The sequence below is a fragment of the Mucilaginibacter sp. UR6-1 genome (assembly GCF_020880975.1).
Classification (GTDB): domain Bacteria; phylum Bacteroidota; class Bacteroidia; order Sphingobacteriales; family Sphingobacteriaceae; genus Mucilaginibacter.
Genome location: NZ_JAJIWP010000001.1, coordinates 1,204,684 through 1,222,901 on the forward strand (window position 1 = coordinate 1,204,684; position 18,218 = coordinate 1,222,901).

The 18,218-nt window shown below is 44.7% G+C and carries 17 protein-coding genes and 1 tRNA gene; 10 read left to right on the forward strand and 8 right to left on the reverse strand.

The features are described 5' to 3' along the window. Positions 1 to 58: 58 nt before the first annotated feature. Complete coding sequence (locus LJ707_RS05100) at positions 59 to 1,282, reverse strand: MFS transporter (protein WP_228949717.1); 1,224 nt, start codon at positions 1,280 to 1,282, stop codon at positions 59 to 61. A gap of 160 nt (positions 1,283 to 1,442) precedes the next feature. Between LJ707_RS05100 and LJ707_RS05105 the strand changes: the two genes are divergently transcribed. Then, a complete protein-coding gene (locus LJ707_RS05105; RefSeq protein WP_228949718.1) occupies positions 1,443 to 1,676 on the forward strand; it encodes a helix-turn-helix domain-containing protein in 234 nt (77 codons plus the stop codon). A 218-nt stretch (positions 1,677 to 1,894) separates the two neighbouring features. On the opposite strand, the gene LJ707_RS05110 is transcribed toward LJ707_RS05105, so the two are convergent. From LJ707_RS05110 to LJ707_RS05125, 4 genes are all read right to left on the reverse strand, one after another. Then, complete coding sequence (locus tag LJ707_RS05110) at positions 1,895 to 3,310, reverse strand: efflux transporter outer membrane subunit (RefSeq protein WP_228949719.1); 1,416 nt, start codon at positions 3,308 to 3,310, stop codon at positions 1,895 to 1,897. Between the two features lie 16 nt (positions 3,311 to 3,326). Further along, complete coding sequence (locus tag LJ707_RS05115) at positions 3,327 to 6,506, reverse strand: efflux RND transporter permease subunit (RefSeq protein ID WP_228949720.1); 3,180 nt, start codon at positions 6,504 to 6,506, stop codon at positions 3,327 to 3,329. A gap of 81 nt (positions 6,507 to 6,587) precedes the next feature. Next, a complete protein-coding gene (locus LJ707_RS05120; protein ID WP_228949721.1) occupies positions 6,588 to 7,769 on the reverse strand; it encodes an efflux RND transporter periplasmic adaptor subunit in 1,182 nt (393 codons plus the stop codon). A gap of 117 nt (positions 7,770 to 7,886) precedes the next feature. Beyond that, a complete protein-coding gene (locus LJ707_RS05125) occupies positions 7,887 to 8,486 on the reverse strand; it encodes a TetR/AcrR family transcriptional regulator (protein WP_228949722.1) in 600 nt (199 codons plus the stop codon). Positions 8,487 to 8,701: 215 nt separating this feature from the next. Between LJ707_RS05125 and LJ707_RS05130 the strand changes: the two genes are divergently transcribed. The 4 genes from LJ707_RS05130 to LJ707_RS05145 all read left to right on the forward strand — a co-directional run bounded on the left by LJ707_RS05130 (position 8,702) and on the right by LJ707_RS05145 (position 11,936). Next, on the forward strand, positions 8,702 to 10,012 hold the full coding sequence (locus LJ707_RS05130) for a pitrilysin family protein (protein ID WP_228949723.1): 1,311 nt from the start codon (positions 8,702 to 8,704) through the stop codon (positions 10,010 to 10,012). 4 nt (positions 10,013 to 10,016) lie between these two features. Next, the gene (locus tag LJ707_RS05135; protein WP_228949724.1) at positions 10,017 to 11,408 is read left to right on the forward strand and encodes a pitrilysin family protein; all 1,392 of its coding nucleotides are present in this window, start codon (positions 10,017 to 10,019) and stop codon (positions 11,406 to 11,408) included. 78 nt (positions 11,409 to 11,486) lie between these two features. Continuing rightward, positions 11,487 to 11,559 (forward strand) — tRNA-Lys (locus LJ707_RS05140). Between the two features lie 119 nt (positions 11,560 to 11,678). Then, positions 11,679 to 11,936 (forward strand): hypothetical protein, encoded by a 258-nt coding sequence (locus LJ707_RS05145; RefSeq protein ID WP_228949725.1) that lies wholly within the window; start codon positions 11,679 to 11,681, stop codon positions 11,934 to 11,936. 58 nt (positions 11,937 to 11,994) lie between these two features. On the opposite strand, the gene LJ707_RS05150 is transcribed toward LJ707_RS05145, so the two are convergent. Next, positions 11,995 to 12,603, reverse strand: coding sequence for an ankyrin repeat domain-containing protein (locus LJ707_RS05150; protein ID WP_228949726.1), 609 nt, complete (start codon positions 12,601 to 12,603; stop codon positions 11,995 to 11,997). A gap of 40 nt (positions 12,604 to 12,643) precedes the next feature. Next, a complete protein-coding gene (locus LJ707_RS05155) occupies positions 12,644 to 13,393 on the reverse strand; it encodes a GDSL-type esterase/lipase family protein (RefSeq protein WP_228949727.1) in 750 nt (249 codons plus the stop codon). Between the two features lie 178 nt (positions 13,394 to 13,571). Here LJ707_RS05155 and LJ707_RS05160 point away from each other — a divergent pair, with 178 nt between their 5' ends. The 5 genes from LJ707_RS05160 to LJ707_RS05180 all read left to right on the forward strand — a co-directional run bounded on the left by LJ707_RS05160 (position 13,572) and on the right by LJ707_RS05180 (position 17,226). Then, positions 13,572 to 14,594, forward strand: a complete 1,023-nt coding sequence (locus tag LJ707_RS05160) for a sensor histidine kinase (protein ID WP_228949728.1) — start codon at positions 13,572 to 13,574, stop codon at positions 14,592 to 14,594. Positions 14,595 to 14,596: 2 nt separating this feature from the next. After that, the gene (locus LJ707_RS05165; protein ID WP_228949729.1) at positions 14,597 to 15,376 is read left to right on the forward strand and encodes a LytTR family DNA-binding domain-containing protein; all 780 of its coding nucleotides are present in this window, start codon (positions 14,597 to 14,599) and stop codon (positions 15,374 to 15,376) included. A 135-nt stretch (positions 15,377 to 15,511) separates the two neighbouring features. Continuing rightward, positions 15,512 to 15,721, forward strand: coding sequence for a hypothetical protein (locus tag LJ707_RS05170; RefSeq protein WP_228949730.1), 210 nt, complete (start codon positions 15,512 to 15,514; stop codon positions 15,719 to 15,721). Between the two features lie 26 nt (positions 15,722 to 15,747). After that, positions 15,748 to 16,122: a hypothetical protein gene (locus tag LJ707_RS05175; RefSeq protein WP_228949731.1), complete on the forward strand. Its 375-nt coding sequence runs from the start codon at positions 15,748 to 15,750 to the stop codon at positions 16,120 to 16,122. 12 nt (positions 16,123 to 16,134) lie between these two features. Further along, positions 16,135 to 17,226: a serine hydrolase gene (locus LJ707_RS05180; protein WP_228949732.1), complete on the forward strand. Its 1,092-nt coding sequence runs from the start codon at positions 16,135 to 16,137 to the stop codon at positions 17,224 to 17,226. Between the two features lie 93 nt (positions 17,227 to 17,319). Here LJ707_RS05180 and LJ707_RS05185 read toward each other — a convergent pair whose 3' ends face one another. Next, the gene (locus tag LJ707_RS05185) at positions 17,320 to 18,018 is read right to left on the reverse strand and encodes an adenylate/guanylate cyclase domain-containing protein (RefSeq protein ID WP_228949733.1); all 699 of its coding nucleotides are present in this window, start codon (positions 18,016 to 18,018) and stop codon (positions 17,320 to 17,322) included. Positions 18,019 to 18,218: the final 200 nt, after the last annotated feature.

The window sequence follows — 18,218 nt, forward strand, 5'->3', positions numbered from 1 at the left end:
GTTGATGTTTGCTTAATTTAAACCGTTAAAAGCTGAATTGTTTTGAGTAATAATTAAATTAATACAGGTTTGACGCGCGAGGTTTATACAGTGGCGTACGTTGCCATACAAACATATACAACAAGGCAGTTAGCGCTATGCCACCGCAAATAAACAGGCTTATGGGTATGCGCTCAATAACATCCTGGTAATAAGTACCGGCAAGCAGTGCGCCTAAGCCTATACCGGCCTCAAGCGAGATATACATGGTAGCTACCGCCTTACCCCGGTATTGAGGGTCGCTCAGGTCAACCGTCCAGGCGTTAATGGCCGGTGATGCAATGCCCGAACCTATGCCAAATAATACAGCACCCGCCATCAGCACAAATGGCGTAGTACCAAAGCCTGCTACTATTAATGATACGGCTATAATGGCTATACCCGCGCGGATAACGTTGACCCGGCCATGCCTGTCAGACACCTTGCCTGCCACAAATCTTATCAGCAGGGATGCAATGGTGAAAACCATAAAGAACAAGCCTTTATTGGCGATACCCAAATGTTTTGACCAATCAGGTATCAGCGTGAGTATAGCGCCATATGGCATGTATGATATTAAGGTAACCACCCCTGCCGGTATAACGTGCCTGTCAATAACATCACTTTTTGATATGCGGAATAATGAAAAACTAAAGCGCTGTTTGGGCTGCAATGTTTCTTTCATATTCATTAGTATAATGATGGACATTAGCGCCAGTGCCGATGAACAGTAGAACAGTACATTTATTGAAAAATACAACGTTATGGCACTCCCTATTGCCGGGCCAATGGCCATGCCTGTACTAAAACACAAACCATGTATGCCCAATGCCTCTCCCCAGCGGTTTTGAGGAATAATATCAGCCACGTAAGCTGCCGTAGCTGTAGGTTTAAAGCCGGTTGAAAAGCCGTGTATCAACCTTAAAAATAAAAAACCGCTCACACTGATCAGCAACGGATACAGAAACCCGCATACAAAACATACCATTGAGCCTACCGCCATAATAGGCACACGGCCAATGGTATCGGTAAATTTTCCACTAAATGGCCTTGATATACCTGCCGTAAGCGTAAATAACGCGATGATAAGCCCTTTGTACTCCGCGCCACCTAAACTGCTGAGGTATGCGGGCAACTCCGGTATCAGCATATTAAAGCTGGCCGAAAACAGTAAAGAGCTTAAACAGAGCAGGCCGAACTGAAGGGTATAAATACTTTTTGGATTTGTTGAGTGGGTAGGATATGTTTCCGTGTCATCGTTCATTGCCATCAGCAAAGATAATTTTTTTAACGTAACACGGGTTTGATAATGCTTTATGGATAACAAATGCTTATGCAGGCATACAAATTATGCACAAAAAAAACCGAAGTCAATTTTATCTCGTAGTTAATTTAATTACCAATAATTATTAGCCGTATCAAATATGCATTCTAAAACCAAAATGGTAGCTGCCAACATCAGGAGATTACGTGAAGCGCGCAATTATTCGCAGGACTATGTGGCCATGAAGGTGAACATCTCACAAAATGCCTACAGCAAAATTGAACTTGGTTATTCAAAGATCAGTTTAGACAGGCTTTTTTTAATAGCCGATGCACTTGAAGTTGACTATACGCAACTGATAGAGCCCAGCAGCGATAACAGGATGCTCGCGTAAGTACAAAAGGCATCAGTTTAGTACTGGTGCCTTTTGCATATTAAACATTGATCGGCCATAATAGGTAGCTGTAATCATACTCGGCATTAACATGGGGCACTGCGCATCGCAACCACATTATCAATAAACATAAACATACTGATGCCATTGAGGTATAAAAAAACCGGTCTGCACAATTAAGTACAAACCGGCTCTCACAAATTATTAAAACTATTTTTTTATTGCCAGCCGCCGCCTAATGAGCGGTAAAGCTCAACAACAGCGCCTAATTGCTGGCGTTGTATTGATGCAAGGTTTAGTTGCGCCTGTAACGAATTGGTTTGCGCTGTAATTACCTCAAGATAATTGGCCATGTCGCTCTTGAACAACAAGCGGGCGTTTTTTACCGCCTGGTTTAAGGTATCAACCTGACCGGTAGCAATTTGCCTTTGCTGCTGCAGTTTTTGATTTTGCACCAGGGCGTTGCTCACCTCACCTACCGCGTTCAATACCGATTGCCTGAATTGCAGCACCGCTTGTTCGCGCTGTATTTTGGCAACCTCGTATTGTGTTTTCAGGGTGCGGTTTCTGAAGATAGGCTGCAATACCGTACCAGTAGCCAAACCGAACAATGAACCCGGGATATTAAACCAGTTGCTTGATTTAAATGATTGCAAACCACCTTGTGCCGTAATAGTAAGCGACGGGTACATGTTAGCCTGCGCCACCCCTACCTGGGCGTTTGATGATACCAAAGCCATCTCGCTTGAGCGAACATCAGGTCTGCGGCTTAATAAGGCGGCAGGTAAACCGGTGTTTAATGAGGTTGGCAGTTCGGCGGTTTCAATGCCTTTGTTGCGGGCAATAGCACCGGGTAGCTGCCCTGTCAGTATTTGCAGGGCATTTTCCTGTATAGTGATGCTTTGTTCAAGCTGCGGAATAAGCAGCGCCGTAGTTTGGCGTTGCGCATCAGCTTGCTGAACAGCCAGCAGGTTAACCTCGCCTGCATTTTTCAGCAGGCGAGTTAAGTTAACCGTACTGTCGCTAAGACTCAGATTTTGTTTGGCAATGGTTAACTGCCTGTCCAACATCAGCAGGTTGTAATATCCTTGCGCTATATCGGCAACCAATTGGGTTTGTACTGCCTTGGTGGCCTCATAGGTTTGCAGGTATTGCGCCATTACTGATTCTTTTTGACGACGGATTTTACCCCAGGTATCCAGCTCCCATGACAGTAGCAAACTGGCATTATAATCCTCAATGTGCTTGCTGCCTAAAAAGCTGCTGGCACTAAGGCCGTTCAAGCTATTGTCTGACGGGCGGTTGTATTGCCCCGTTACCTGCAAATTTAACTGCGGTAATAACGATAGCTTGGCCTGTTTAACCTGTTGCTGGGCAATATCAATACGTTTAACCGCAATTTGCAGGTTGTAGTTGTATTTAATACCCTTGTCAATCAGTCCTTGTAAAGTGGTATCAGTAAAAAACTGTTTCCACTGTATGTTGGCAATGCTGCTGGTATCGGCATAGCTTACACCGGCAAAATTATCGGGTAGCTGCACCTGTGGCCGCTGGTAGTTTTTACCTGCCTTACAAGCGTTCAGGGTTAACGCTATCAGCAATGCGGCATATATTATTAAACTATTCTTTTTCATGATGATATATGATGGATCAGGCATTTTCAAGTTGTACTTGTTGGTTAGCTTTTACTTCGGTTTTCTTTTTACCGCCGCTCAGTTTTTCCTGCAAGGCCTGGAAGATGACGAACAATACCGGGATAACAAATACACCCAGTACTACACCGGTAAGCATCCCTCCTACGGCGCCGGCGCCAATACTGTGGTTACCCAGGGCTGATGCGCCTTTGGCCCTCATCAGTGGTATCAAACCTACGATGAACGCAAACGAAGTCATCAAGATCGGGCGAAGCCTTAATTGAGATGCTTCAAGAGCAGCCTCAACCAAACCCATACCCGCCTTACGGCGTTGTACAGCGTACTCCACAATCAGGATGGCATTTTTGGCTAACAAACCGATGAGCATGATCAAACACACCTGTACGTAAATATTGTTATCAATACCCAGCAGGTTAATGAACAGCATTACACCGAATATACCCAGCGGTATGGTAAGTATAACCGCCAGCGGCAGGATATAACTTTCATACTGCGCGGCCAGCAAAAAGTACACGAATATCATACTCATAACGAAGATGAGCAGTATTTGCGAGCCGGCATTGATCTCCTCACGGGTCATACCGGTCCATTCGTAACCAAAGCCGCGTGGCAATGCCTGTTTGGCTGTTTCTTCCACCGCTTTAATGGCATCACCAGTACTATAACCCGGTTTAGGCACCCCGTTAATGGTAACGGCGTTAAACAGGTTGTTACGTGTTACCGTTTCAGGACCGTAAACGCGTTTAAGTTTCACTACCGAGTTAACAGGTACCATTTCGCCCTGGTTATTCTTTACAAATATGTTGTTGAGCGATTCAGGGTTGGTACGGTATGTAGCATCAGCCTGCACCATTACACGGTAATATTTACCAAAGCGGTTAAAGTCGCTTACAAAGCTGCTACCATAGTACACCTGCAGCGTTTGCAGCAGATCTTTTACCTGCACACCTAACTGGCGGGCCTTGGCATTGTCAACATCCAGTTGATATTGCGGGTTACCGGCGGCAAACGTAGTAAACGCGTAGGCAATTTCCTTACGTTGCATCAAGGCACCCAGGAAGGCCTTTGTGGTTGAGTCGAGCTTACCCATGGTACCGTTGGTTCTGTCCTGCAACATCATTTCAAAACCGTTTACGTTACCAAAACCCTGTACTGTAGGAAAGGTGAAGAAGAACGCGCTTGCGCCTTTAACCTGGGCGGCTACCTTTTGGGTCATCATGGCGGTGATCTGGTTCAGATCCTTCACCTCACCACGATCGTCCTCAGCCTTCATGCGGATGAAACCTGCACCGTATGACGAAGCGTTGGCGTTAGTAATAAAGTTCAAACCTTCTACCTGGTAATGATTCTGGGTAATCGGGTCTTTCTTAACGATATCGTCAATCTCCTTCATCGCCTTACGGGTTTGCTCCAATGAGTTACCCGGAGGGGTGTTTACCGCGTAAAGCAGGAAACCCTGATCCTCGGTAGGGATAAAGCCTGATGGCGTACGTTTGATCATGACAAAAGTAACTGCGGCCACCAATGCCAAACCTGATACAGCCACCCATTTGCGGTTGATCAAAAACTTGATCGACTTAATGTATTTATTAGTAAGGGCGTTAAACGCAGTGTTAAAACCTGCAAAAAATCTCCCTACAAAACCTTTACGTTCGGTATTGCCATGCTCGCCTTCGGCGTGTGGGTTTTTAAGAAATAAGGCAGTAAGTGCCGGGCTAAGCGTTAAGGCGTTCAATGCCGATATAAGGATCGCGATAGCCAGGGTAAACGCGAACTGACGGTAGAAAACACCGGCAGGGCCCTGCATAAAGCCTACCGGCACGAATACCGCCGCCATTACCAATGTTATGGATACGATAGCGCCTGATATTTCACTCATGGACTCAATTGTAGCCGTTCTGGCATCCTGCCCGGTATGCTCCATCTTGGCGTGAACCGCCTCAACCACCACAATGGCATCATCCACCACAATACCGATAGCCAGTACCAGCGCGAATAGCGTAAGCAGGTTAATACTGAAGCCAAACAGCCCCATAAAAAAGAAGGTACCGATAATTGCTACCGGAACGGCAATAGCCGGGATCAAGGTAGAGCGGAAATCCTGTAAGAAGATAAACACAACGATAAATACCAGCACGAATGCTTCGATCAGGGTATGTTGTACCTGCTCAATTGAGGCATCCAAAAACTCTTTGGTGTTGTACATTACCACCGGCTCAATACCTTTTGGCAACGTGGTTGAAAACTCATTCAGCAAACGTTTTGCTTCTGTTAAGATATCGTTAGCGTTTGAGCCCGCGGTTTGGAATATGGCCACACCTGATGTAGCGCTGCCGTTAAGCACACTGTTTGATGAATAGGTATATGAGCCGAACTCAACACGGGCAACATCCTGCAAGCGGATGGTTGAACCATCAGCGTTGGCCTTGATCACGATATTTTCGTAATCCTTTACCTTGTTAAGTTTGCCTTTATATTTTAAAACGTACTCAAACACTTCCTTGCTGCTCTCGCCCATACGGCCCGGAGCGGCTTCTAAACTCTGATCCTGTATAGCACTGGTCACGTCAGATGGTGACAGGTTGTATGATGTTAAGCGATCAGGCTTTAACCATATACGCATCGAGTAATCGTGCGTACCGAATGGCTGGGCCTGGCCTACACCGGGTATACGTTGTAATTGAGGTATCAGGTTGATCTTGATGTAATTCTGCAAAAAGGTTTCGTTGTACGATGTATCCTTACTGGCCAGGGCCACAAACATGATGATACTGTTTTGCACCTTTTGTGTTGATACACCGGTTTGTACAGCTTCCTGCGGTATCTGGCTCAAGGCCTTTGATACACGGTTTTGTACGTTAACGGCGGCAATATCCGGATCGGTACCCTGTTTAAAGTAAACGTTCAGGGTCATAGATCCGTCGTTGCTGGAGTTTGAGGTCATGTAGGTCATGTTCTCCACACCGTTCACGGCTTCCTCAATAGGCGTGGCAACCGAACGGGCAACCACCTCGGCATTTGCACCAGGATATGATGCGGTTACCTGTACCGTTGGTGGCGCGATGTCAGGAAACTGCGTGATAGGTAAACCTAACAGCGATACGATCCCCAGTAAGAGCAGAAGTATGGAGATCACTGTTGAAAGGACGGGCCTTTCTATAAACTTTTTAAGCATGATAGTGGTATTAAGCACCTCCCGGCATTGCCGGGAGATACAGTTAATAAGGTATTATGTATTTAGAATGAACTGTTTAGCTTACAACGACGCCGTTTTAAGTAAACTATCAGCCGGCATAACCTGCGGCTTGATAATTACCCCATCGCGCAACCTGTCAATACCTTTGTAAACAATCTTGTCGCCGGCTTTAATGCCTTTTGATACCAGGTAAAAATGGCTGCTTGTACCGGTAACTGTAAGCGGCACACCTACAACTTTATTGCTATCGGTAAGGGCGTAAACAAACACCTTGTCCTGCAATTCAAAAGTAGCTTCCTGCGGTACCAGCAATGAGTTAGTGCTTACACTTGGTATACGTATTTTACCGGTGTTGCCTGAACGCAGCAGGCCGCTGTTGTTAGCAAACGTTGCCCTGAAGCTAATGGTGCCGTTTGTTTTATCAAACTGCCCCTTAGCTAACTCTACTTTACCTTTTTGCGGATAAGTAGTATTGTCGGCCAATACCAGCTCTACCGCTGGCAGATGCTTGATTTTTTCCTCAATGGTGCTCCCTGCGTAGTGTTCTTTAAAGTTGATAAAATCAACCTCGCTCATGGTAAAGTAAGCATGTACCGCCTTGTTTTCTGACAGTACAGTAAGCGCATCAACCTGACTTTTACCTACCAAACTACCTGTTTTAAAAGGAATGCTGCCTACATAACCATCTGCAGGCGCGGTAACGTTAGTATAATTAAGGTTGATTTTAGCTGATTCCGCCTGTGCTTTTGCTTGTGCTACGTTGGCTTTCGCAGCGTTATAAGCCGCCTTTGCTGAGCGTAACTGCACATCAGATATTACATTATTTTCAACCAGCGGTGTTAATTTTGATACGTTTATCGAAGCGGTTTCTAAAGCCGCTTGTGCTGATAACAGCATGGCATTGGCCGTATTATACTGCTCACGGAACGGGCGTGCATCTATTTTGAACAATGGCTGGCCTTTTTTTACAATAGCGCCTTCGTCAACATAAATGGCTTCGAGGTAGCCATCCACCTGCGGACGGATCTCAATATCGCGGCTACCCTCAAGCGATGCGGTATAATCGTTATAGGTGGTAACCGGCCTGCTTGATACGGCATATACCGGCAACTCCTGCGGTGGCGGCGCGCCCCCACCCGGTGTTGATGAACTGCAACTGCTATATAATACCAGTGCCGCAATAGATACGAACAGTGGCACATTTTGCCTTATTGAAAGGATTGATCTGCTTAGCGTTTTCATGATTTATATGTTTAGCGTGTATGAATACTAATTATTAAAGTACTGTTAAATAAATGTTTAAACATTGTTATATTTCCTAACAGTGTTAGGAACGCGGTGAAAAAATTTTAGATCGCGCTACAGCAAATTTTTTGTGAAGCCTGCTATGGCATCATCTAAAACAAGTTTATTAAGTTCATCGTCAATGGAGGAATTGCCGACGATCTTGATCGATATTAAACCGTGCATCACTGACCAGAATGTGTGGTACTTAAGGCAGGAGTTGATATCAGTGCGTTTACTTTTTTTGATGATCGCCTCTATCGGCTCCATCACCAGCGCCCTGAATTTTTCCTGCTCGGGCATCGCCTTGCTTATTTCGCAACACTGCATGCCTATGCCAAACATTAACTGGTAAAGTTGTACGTTGTTGATGCCAAAGTCCCAGTAAGCATCGGCCATGGCCCTTATTTGCTCTGCGGGGTCGCTGTGCGCGTCTTTCGCCTCGATCATTTTTTTGGAGAGGATGCGAAAACCCTTTTTTGCAAATTCAAGATATATGGCTTCTTTATTCTCAAAATGGTCGTAGATAACAGGCACGCTGTACTCAATGGCATCGGCTATCTTACGGATAGATAAAGCATTCCATCCATCCTTTTCAACCATTTGCCATGCAGCACAAATAATATCATGCTTCACTTCTTCCTTCTGCCGCTGCCTGCGCTCTAAAATTCCCATGTTGTTATAATGTACAACCTAACAGTGTTAGCAAAGGTAACATTGTTTTAATTGATTATGCAAGAGTTTATCATGTGCAAGCTACAGTTATTATAATCGCGTGACAAATGCCCTTTCATTTTAATGATATCCTCAGCAATTACGGAGTATTTGTTAACACATCTACAAAATTAAGCGTCAACCATTTATATTGCACAACTATTTTAACCGACTTCATGAAAAGATTTTTACCCGCTGTTCTGATGGCCATCAGTTCGTTTGCTTTTGCGCAAAGCAAACCGGCCGATGTGAACACCTTTACCCTTGCCAACGGCATGAAATTTTTGGTGATGGAAGACAACTCCATACCCAATGCCAACATGTACCTGTTTTACCGCGTAGGCTCGCGCAATGAGTACCCGGGCATTACCGGCCTCTCTCACTTTTTTGAACACATGATGTTCAACGGCTCAAAAAAATTCGGGCCCAAGCAGTTTGATAATACCATGGAGTTTAACGGCGGCGCCAACAACGCCTACACCACGCAAAACGTTACGGTATATACCGACTGGTTCCCGGCATCGGCCATGGAAACGATGTTTGACCTGGAGAGCGACCGCATTGCCAACCTCACTATCGACCCTAAGATGGTACAAAGCGAACGTGGCGTGGTATCGTCAGAAAAAAGCACAGGCTTGGAAAATAGTCCGTGGGAACAGTTAAGCGAACTGATTTATGCTACCGCCTTTACCGAGCACTCGTACCACTGGCCGGTTATTGGCTACCAAACCGATATTGACAACTGGACCAAGGAAGATTTGGAACGCTATTTCCGTACCTATTATGCACCCAACAATTGCGTTGTAGTAATATGCGGCAATGTTAAAACGGCCGATGTAAAAAAGCTGGCCGATAAATATATGGCGCCCATCCCGGCACAGCCTGCACCGCCGGTGGTTCATCTGAAAGAACCGGAACAGCTTGGCGAGCGCCGCGTTGAATTTAAGAAAGACCTGCCGGTACCTTACCTGCTGATGGGCTACCATACCCCTGCCGCCCGCGACAGTGATTACTATGCCCTGAGCATACTGAGCGATATTTTATCGAGCGGTAACTCATCCAGACTATATTCGGCAGTGGTGGATAAAAAACAACTGGCTACCAGCATTTCATCAAGCTTTGATGAGAGTTTTGACCCGGGCTTGTTCATGATATACGGCGTGGTTGCCAAAACATCAAACGAAACAGCGGTTGAAAAAGCTATTGACGAGGAGATAGGCAAGATCATTACCCAGGGCGTTACCGAGCGTGAGCTGCAAAAGGTAAAAAACCAAAAGCTGGTACAGCTTTACAGGCAACTGGAAACCATTAACGGTAAAGCTAATTCGCTGGGGACATACGAACTATTTTTTGGCGATTACAAAAAGCTGTTTGATGCCCCTGCAGAATTTAACAAGGTTACCGCCGCAGATATTAAACGTGTGGCAGCCAAATATCTTAAACAAAACAACCGTACCATCGGCGTAGCCAAATCAACCGTAAAATAACCTCATGAGAACGATATTTAAACATACTATATGCGCGCTGCTTTTGCTGGCAGCAACAATTACCGCCAATGCGCAATCGGTATTTAAGGTGCCGCCATACCAAAAATTTACGCTGCCTAACGGGTTGACCGTTTACCTGATGGAGCAGCACGAGATACCTTTGATCAGCGTATCGGCAGTATTACCTGCGGGTGCTATTTATGATGGCGATAAACACGGCCTGGCGTCACTTAGCGCTGCCGGTTTGCAATACGGCACCAAAAGCTTTACCAAAATCCAGATAGAAGAGGAACTTGATTTTGTTGGAGCCGATCTGAACACTTATGCTACCAAGGAATATGCCTCACTGAGTGCCAAATTCGCCGCTAAAAATACCGACAAGGTTTTGGCCATTGTAAGCGAAGTGTTAACCGCACCAACCTTCCCTGCTGCTGAATTTGACAAGGAGAAGGAACGCGTACTGGCCCGGTTAGATCAGGCTAAGCAAAGCCCTCGCCAGGTGATTAACGCTTACTGGGATAACTTTATTTACGGCGCGCATGTGTATAGCAACAGCACAAGCGGTAGTCCGGGTAGTGTTGGTAAGCTTACCGCAGCCGATCTTAAATCTTTCTACAGCAACAACTACATTCCGCAACGCTCGGCCATTGCGGTAGTGGGCGATTTTAAGGCAAGCGATATGAAGCAAAAGCTGACCAGATACTTTGGCAAGTGGAGTAACAAAGGCGCAGCGCAGATTAGCGTACCAACAACGGTTACCGCCCATGCCGAGGCCCGTGTGCTTTTAGTAAATAAAGACGACGCGCGCGAAACCACCTTTTTAATTGGCGGCCTCGGCATTAAGCGCGATAACCCGGACTATGTGGCCATAGATGTAGTAAATACCCTGTTTGGCGCACGCTTTACCTCGATGCTGAATGATGAACTGCGGGTAAACTCCGGTTTAACCTACGGCGCGCGCAGCAGCTTTAACCCGCTGAAAAATTCGGGTACCTTTTATATTTCAACGTTTACGGCTACCAAAACTACCGAGGCTGCTATTGATAAGGCACTTGAAGTATTGAACCGCCTGCACGAAAAAGGGTTGGATGAAAAATCGCTCACCTCAGCCAAGAACTATGTAAAGGGCCTGTTTCCGCCGAAATATGAAACATCCGGACAATTGGCCGACCTGCTGACGCAGATGTTTTGGTACGGCTTCAACGAATCGTACATTAATGATTTTCAGGCCAATGTTGACAAACTTGACCTTGCCCGCTCAAAGGAGATCATTGCCAAATACTTCCCGAAAGATAAGCTGCAATTTATACTGGTAGGCAAATCAGCCGATATAAAAAAGATAGCTGAGAAATACGGCAAAGTCACCGAAAAGCAAATTAAGGCAGATGGTTTTTAACATTGCCTTAAATTTTAAGAAATAAATCGTTTATTTGCGGTGCCCAAAAAATCGGGCACCCTTATAAACATTTATAACGACTCCGTAGCTCAGTTGGTAGAGCAACAGACTCTTAATCTGTGGGTCCTGAGTTCGAGCCTCAGCGGGGTCACCGGAAAAGCTCTCTGATTAAGTTCAGGGGGCTTTTTTTGTTGAAAGCATTTGATTTACAATGTATAAGAATAAATATCATTCTTATTATCTTAGTATAATGAACTTAAGTACAATAACATGATAACAGATTTTGAATTAAATCAAATTGAAGCAAGATGTTTAAACGCCAGCGCCGGACCTTGGAAATCTTTTATTGAAGGCAGGGATCATGAAAGTGGTTCAGACTTCATAATGACTGGCTCTGATAACGATATTGAGTTGACCGGGGCAACGCAAACAGATTACGATTTTATCGCGAATGCAAAACAGGATGTTCCATATCTGATTGCAGAGATTAGAAAACTCCGTAATGAGCTAACAGTTAAAAACCATTAACAAAGAGAAATAAACATCGCTAATTTAATAATCGTGTAATGAAATAACGATGTGAAGATTAAAACAGTTCGTATTTCTCCATCTTGAAATTAGTAACAAGGCTCATTGCGCTTGGTCTATTATCTGTCACCTGATTAATATCGGCACCAGCGCTTATAAGCGAATCGAAAACACTTCTTAATTGATCCAGTAACATTCCATTCTTCAAGTCAGTGGCAGGGTGATCAATCATTTGTCTACTATCCAAAATTGCCCGATGTAAACAATTATTGCTGTATGAATCAAAGCTATTTGGATTCGCTTGTTGTGCTAACATCAATTTTAATAGCGATAAGGCCTCATCAAATTTGGTGGTATCTTTCTGCAAAGTGTACGAATTAAAAATTACTGCCCGTATACAATCGTGTAATACAGGAGCACGCCATTCGTTTATTGTCGAAATTTCAATAAAATTCACATCTGCGCCGTTTCTTATAAGCAACTTGGCAATAGCGAAATTGCCAGTTTTAAAGGCTAATTGCAATCCCGATTGCCCATCATCCTTTTTGGGGGGTGAGTAATTGCAAACATTTATATAATCGCGGTCGGCTTCTATCAATGATGATACCTTTAGCAAATCACCAAAACTAATCGCTTTAAAATATTCCTTTATTTCTTTCTTTTTCACTTACCTTTATTAAATAGTATGAGTATATATTAAGATTAAATTATACCAACCCCTTAATCGCCTTCAACCATTCCCTGGCCATAAGTTCATGGCCGGCAGGCATGGGGTGTACGCCATCCCAAATCCAGTAATCGGCAGGGGCTTTTTTCAGGGCATTGTTAAACGCTTGCTGATAAGGCACAAATACGGCGTTGAACTCACGGGCCAGTTGTTTGGCTACTTCGGCGCGCTTGCTCGTTTCGGTATGCCATTGGTCCCACATTTTTTGCACATTGCCTACAGGTAACACAAAGGGTTCGCCTATTACCAGTTTTACGCTGGGCAGGGCTTCGGTGGTTTGTTTCAGCAGGCTGCGGTAATCGGTTTCGTAATTATCGGCGGTAAAGCCCTTCTGCCCGCGCAGCATGGCCAGCACGTCGTTTACGCCTACCAGTATGCTCAGCACGTCGGGCTTAATGTCTAACGTATCGGTTTGCCAGCGTTTTGCCAGGTCAACCACCTTGTTGCCGCTCACGCCACGGTTAAAAAAATGGAACTTTCGCTCCGGGTGATCAAACCATAAACGGCTGGATATCAAATAAGCATAACCATGCCCCATAATGTGGTTCCAGTCGTTATCGCGGGTGCGGTTACCATCGGTTATGGAGTCACCCTGAAACAATATATTTAGGTCTGTTGGCAGCTTTTCGGTTTGCGTTAAACCATCAGCTTTAAGCAGTGAAGGCATGCCTGCCGCGGCACTTAACAAAGCAGTAGTTTTAAGGAATGATCGGCGTGAACTGGCGCTCATATTTTTAAGTTTGAATTACAATTAAACAAAGCACGAAATATACATTTTTAATTTAACCACAATATAACCTGCCGTGTTATGCTTTAATTATGCGCATAAACAAAACTTCAACGCTATATTTTGCAGCTTCGCCCTATATTTAGCGCCATAGTGTAAGTTATTGTACTATTTTTAAAGGATGAACAAAACCGAAAAACGCATCAGCCTGTACAGTGCTTTGCTTATCGCGCTTTTGTTTTCGGCCGTGCGCCTGCTTGCCGCGCGTAATACCATTGTTGCCCAATACTGGCGGTTTGATGCTACGGAGGTACTATTTCAATTTACTACCATTGGCGCGTATTGTTACCTATTGTTTATACTGCACCTTACCCCCGGCCGTTACCTCTCGGCCCTGCGCGAACGAGAACGATATTTCAGCTACATACTGCTCACCCTGGTGCTGTTTTTAGTCTGCCTGATAATGTGCGATATTTTGCAATACAGGTTATTTACCGGGAACCATCACTTTAGGCGGGTGTTGTGGATACGCAACTTCAGCAGGTTCATGTTCAGTACGCTGCTGTCGGGTATCATCATTAAAATAATGTTGCTGCTACGCGATGGCCGTCGCCGCGAGCGGGATAACCAACAACTGCGCAACGCCTACCTGGTGGCCGAATTGGAACTGTTAAAAGAGCAGATCAACCCGCATTTTCTTTTCAATTCGTTAAGCAGTTTATCGGCATTGATTAAAGAGAACAGCAGCATGGCACAGCAATACATCAGCCATTTGGCTAAAGTGTTCAGATACGCGCTCAATAAGCCGGGCACTACGCTGGTTACGCTTGGTAATGAGCTGGATACCCTGTCATCATACGCCGAACTGATAAAGATACGCCTTGAGGATGCTTTTGTTTTGCAGATAGATGTACCGGCAAATTATCTGCATCGCAAAATACCGCACCTATCCTTACAACCCCTGCTCGAAAATGCCTGCAAACATAACGCCACCACAAGTAAAAAACCACTAACAGTAAGCATTAATATTATTGATGACATGCTTATTATAAGCAACAACCTGCAACCCGTGGCCTTTACTGACGAACATAGCACCGGCATTGGCTTATATAACCTGGCCGAGCGTTATCGTATTATGCTGCAAACAGAGATCATTATTGAAAAAACCGACCGGCAATTTATTGTAAAACTCCCGCTTGCTTAAAAATGAACACACCACTGCAAATAGTTATTGTTGAGGATGAACCCGTTATAGCCCGCGAGTTAGCACGCCTGCTTACGCAGCTTGACGCGGGTATAAGTGTAGTGGCGGTACTTAATTCGGTTGAGGAGGCTACGGATTGGTTTGGTAAAAACAGCCATGCCTACCAACTCATTTTTATGGACATCCGTTTGAGTGATGGCCTCTCTTTCAGCATATTTAAAAATGTATCCCTCACCCGGCCGGTAATATTTGTTACCTCGTATAATGATTATGCCCTCGATGCCTTTAAAAACAACGGCATTGATTATATACTCAAACCTTTTGATGAGCAGGAGATTGGCCGGGCGTTGAATAAATACCGGCAGCTTACCGGTAGCTTGCAGCAGGTACCCGTAATAGCAATAGACAGTTTGTTGCAGCAGATAGGTCAGTTCAATAAAACCTATAAACGATCGTTCCTGGTGCATTACCGTAATAAGTTATTGCCGATTGAAACGACAGGCATAGCCTGGTTTTATACCGCTAATGAAGCAGTATACGCGCAAACCGTTGATAATAGCCGTTACACTATTGACCAAACTATGGAGCAGTTAATACAACAGCTTAACCCGGAAGAATTTTTCAGGGCAAACCGGCAGTTTATTGTACAGCGCAGTTTTATAAAGGAGGTTGAATTTTTTTTTAACGGGCGCTTATTAGTGAAAATAAACCCTGAACCACCCGAACGCATACTCATCAGCAAAGCACGCGTGCCTGAATTTAAGGAATGGATGAACCGCTGATGTTATATCAAGCTCACACTTCATCGCCACTCAGGGCAAATTCACCCGCCTATCATGCAGTTTTACCCTTAATGCTGATGCCACAAGTGGTTTTACATCGTCATACCATCAATATTAACTTAAATTTTTTATTGTATGAAAAAGATGATCCTGATGCTGGCAGTAGTTATGCTGAGCAGCATTACATTAAAAGCCCAGCACGTAGTGCACCGGGTGGTAACCAAAACCCGCCTATGCGCCGTAAGGCCGGTAACGGTAGTTCGCCCTGTAAGACCATTGGTGCTGAGGCCCGTATTGGTAGCGCGCCCTGTGGTTGTAAAACGTACCCGGGTTATTGTTTATTAATTTATCGACTTTACATTTTAAACATTATGAAAAATACAATTATCGTAGCACTGCTCATCCTGTTTGCGGCAGCCATCCCGGCAAAAGCTCAAAATAAAAAACTAAGCACCGGGCAGCGAACCGAGTTAAAACAACGTTTTGAAGATAATCGCGCCAGGCTTAACCTCAATCCAACACAGGTTACTGAGGTTCGCGCCATTGATTCGGCTTACCTGATCAGTCTGGCTGATCTTAAAAAATCTTCATCCGGCAAATTTGCCAAGCTCAAAAAGTTCAAGGGCATAAATGCCGACCGTAATAAGAAGATGAAAGGCGTACTGAACGACGATCAGTACAAGCAATACCTCGAATTTAAGGAGGAGATGAAACAGGAACTGAAGGAAATGAACCAAAAGCAGTAAACACTATTGACCATGAAAAAATTACTATTACCATTAATACTGCTTTCGGCGGCTTTGATATTTTTATCGTGCAGTGATCATGATGAACCGCAGATACCAACGGGCTCAACCGGGGCTTATGACTTCGCAACTGTTGACCGTTATTTGCAGGATAACCTTGCCGCCTATAATAACCATGTAGTTGTACTCATCAAAAAAGATGGCCAACTGATTTATAGGAAAGAAATAGGCATAACCGACAAAACTGTACTGCCCATAGCTTCGGCATCCAAATGGTTGTCGGCATCGGTTATCATGTCGTTGGTTGATGAGCATAAGCTATCGTTGGATGACAGCATTGGTAAATATCTCCCGTTATTCAGTCAGCATAATAAAGGTCATATCACTATTCGCCAATTGTTTAGCCATACGGCCGGTTTTGGCGGCGATGAGGGCTCGGATGAATTGCGCGACAAATATGAATATCAGCCAAACATAACGCTGGCACAGGCCGTTGATTCGATAGCCGTTTATACTCCGCTGATCAATCAACCCGGAAAAGCCTTTAACTACGGCAGTACCAGCATGCAAATAGGCGGGCGGATAGCCGAGGTGGTGTCAGGCAAATCGTGGCAGACACTGTTTAACGAAAAGATAGGTACACCATGCAACATGAGCGTAGCTTACTTAAAAATGAGCACAGCCAACCCTTTAATTGCCGGCGGGGCACGCACCAACGCCAACAATTATCTTAACTTTTTAGAGATGATAGTAAACAAGGGCGTTTATAACGGCAAGCAGGTGCTCAGCGCCGAAGCTGTTAAACTGATGACGAGCGACCAAACCAAAGGCGCCGAAATTCAAGGTACGCCATACCCGTCAAATCCGTTTTCGCCCTACCCCATGCCAGAGGTGCGCTACGGTATGGGTAACTGGCTTGATGTGGTTGACGGCTCGGGCAATGTGCTTGAGAGCAGCAGCCCCGGATTATTTGGCACCCACCCCTGGCAGGATTCAAAGCATCACCTCACAGGTATAATATTTACACGCACTCAGCCTAAAAAAAGCAGTACAACAAGTTTAAAACTAAGGCAAATGGTACGTGATATTGTGAGCAAAGGATAAGCCAACACGCATTTAACCAGAAAGGGCCTGAATATTCAGACCCTTTTTGGTTAAACTATATAATATATTAACAAGTATTTAATAAACTATCTATCAACCGGCTATGGCCAGCAAATAATCCAGATCTGATGATGATGACGGCAGTAAATTGCCTCCGTTGTATGGCTTACCGGCCAGGCGCACTTGCTGCCCATATGATATGCCCTGTAAACGGATGGTTTGCTGATCAAACTGTATCTCGCCGTTTTCAATATGCTTAAAAGCGTCTTCTGATATCAGCATATCATTATTTAGTTCCTTGGTTTTGGCTTGCAATCGCGCGGCAATGTTAACCGGCAAACCCATAACAGATAATTGCGCCGGGGCATTCAACCCAAATTCGCCAACAAATACTTTACCTGAATGCAGGCCTACCCCTACCTGTAACGGATTACCGTAGTAAGGCACGGCATAAGCCTCATTAAACAACTCAACGGTTTGAAACATGGTTTTGGCTGCCTGATAGGCGTTATTAACAGCATCGCGCAGGTTAGTTTGCAGGCCAAATACAGCATACAGGTTATCGCCCGCTACTTCAACTACACGGCCGCTAAAGTTTTTAACGATCTGGTTAAAGCCGGTAAACAATCGTCTTACAATCTGGATCACGGTTTGCGCGTTTTGCGACTCCATAAGCCCGGTAAAATTGCGTATATCTAAAAACAGGATAGCCAGCTCCTGTTCAGTATCTGTTGAGGGAGGTATAACTGCCGGGCAGCCTCCCTGTAATGCTAAGTTAAGATCGTATTCCATAACCGTGATATTTGATGTTTATACCGTTGTAGACGCAAACCTCAGCAAAACATTTTAAACAATTTGCTATATTTTAAAAGCCTGATACAGTGCTGACTCAAAACAGACAATCGTATGGCAATTTCAGTTAAACCTTTTGCTTTAATACCATACCCCCCTCCTTAAATTACTTATTTACCCCCTGCGTGCATTGCATCAAA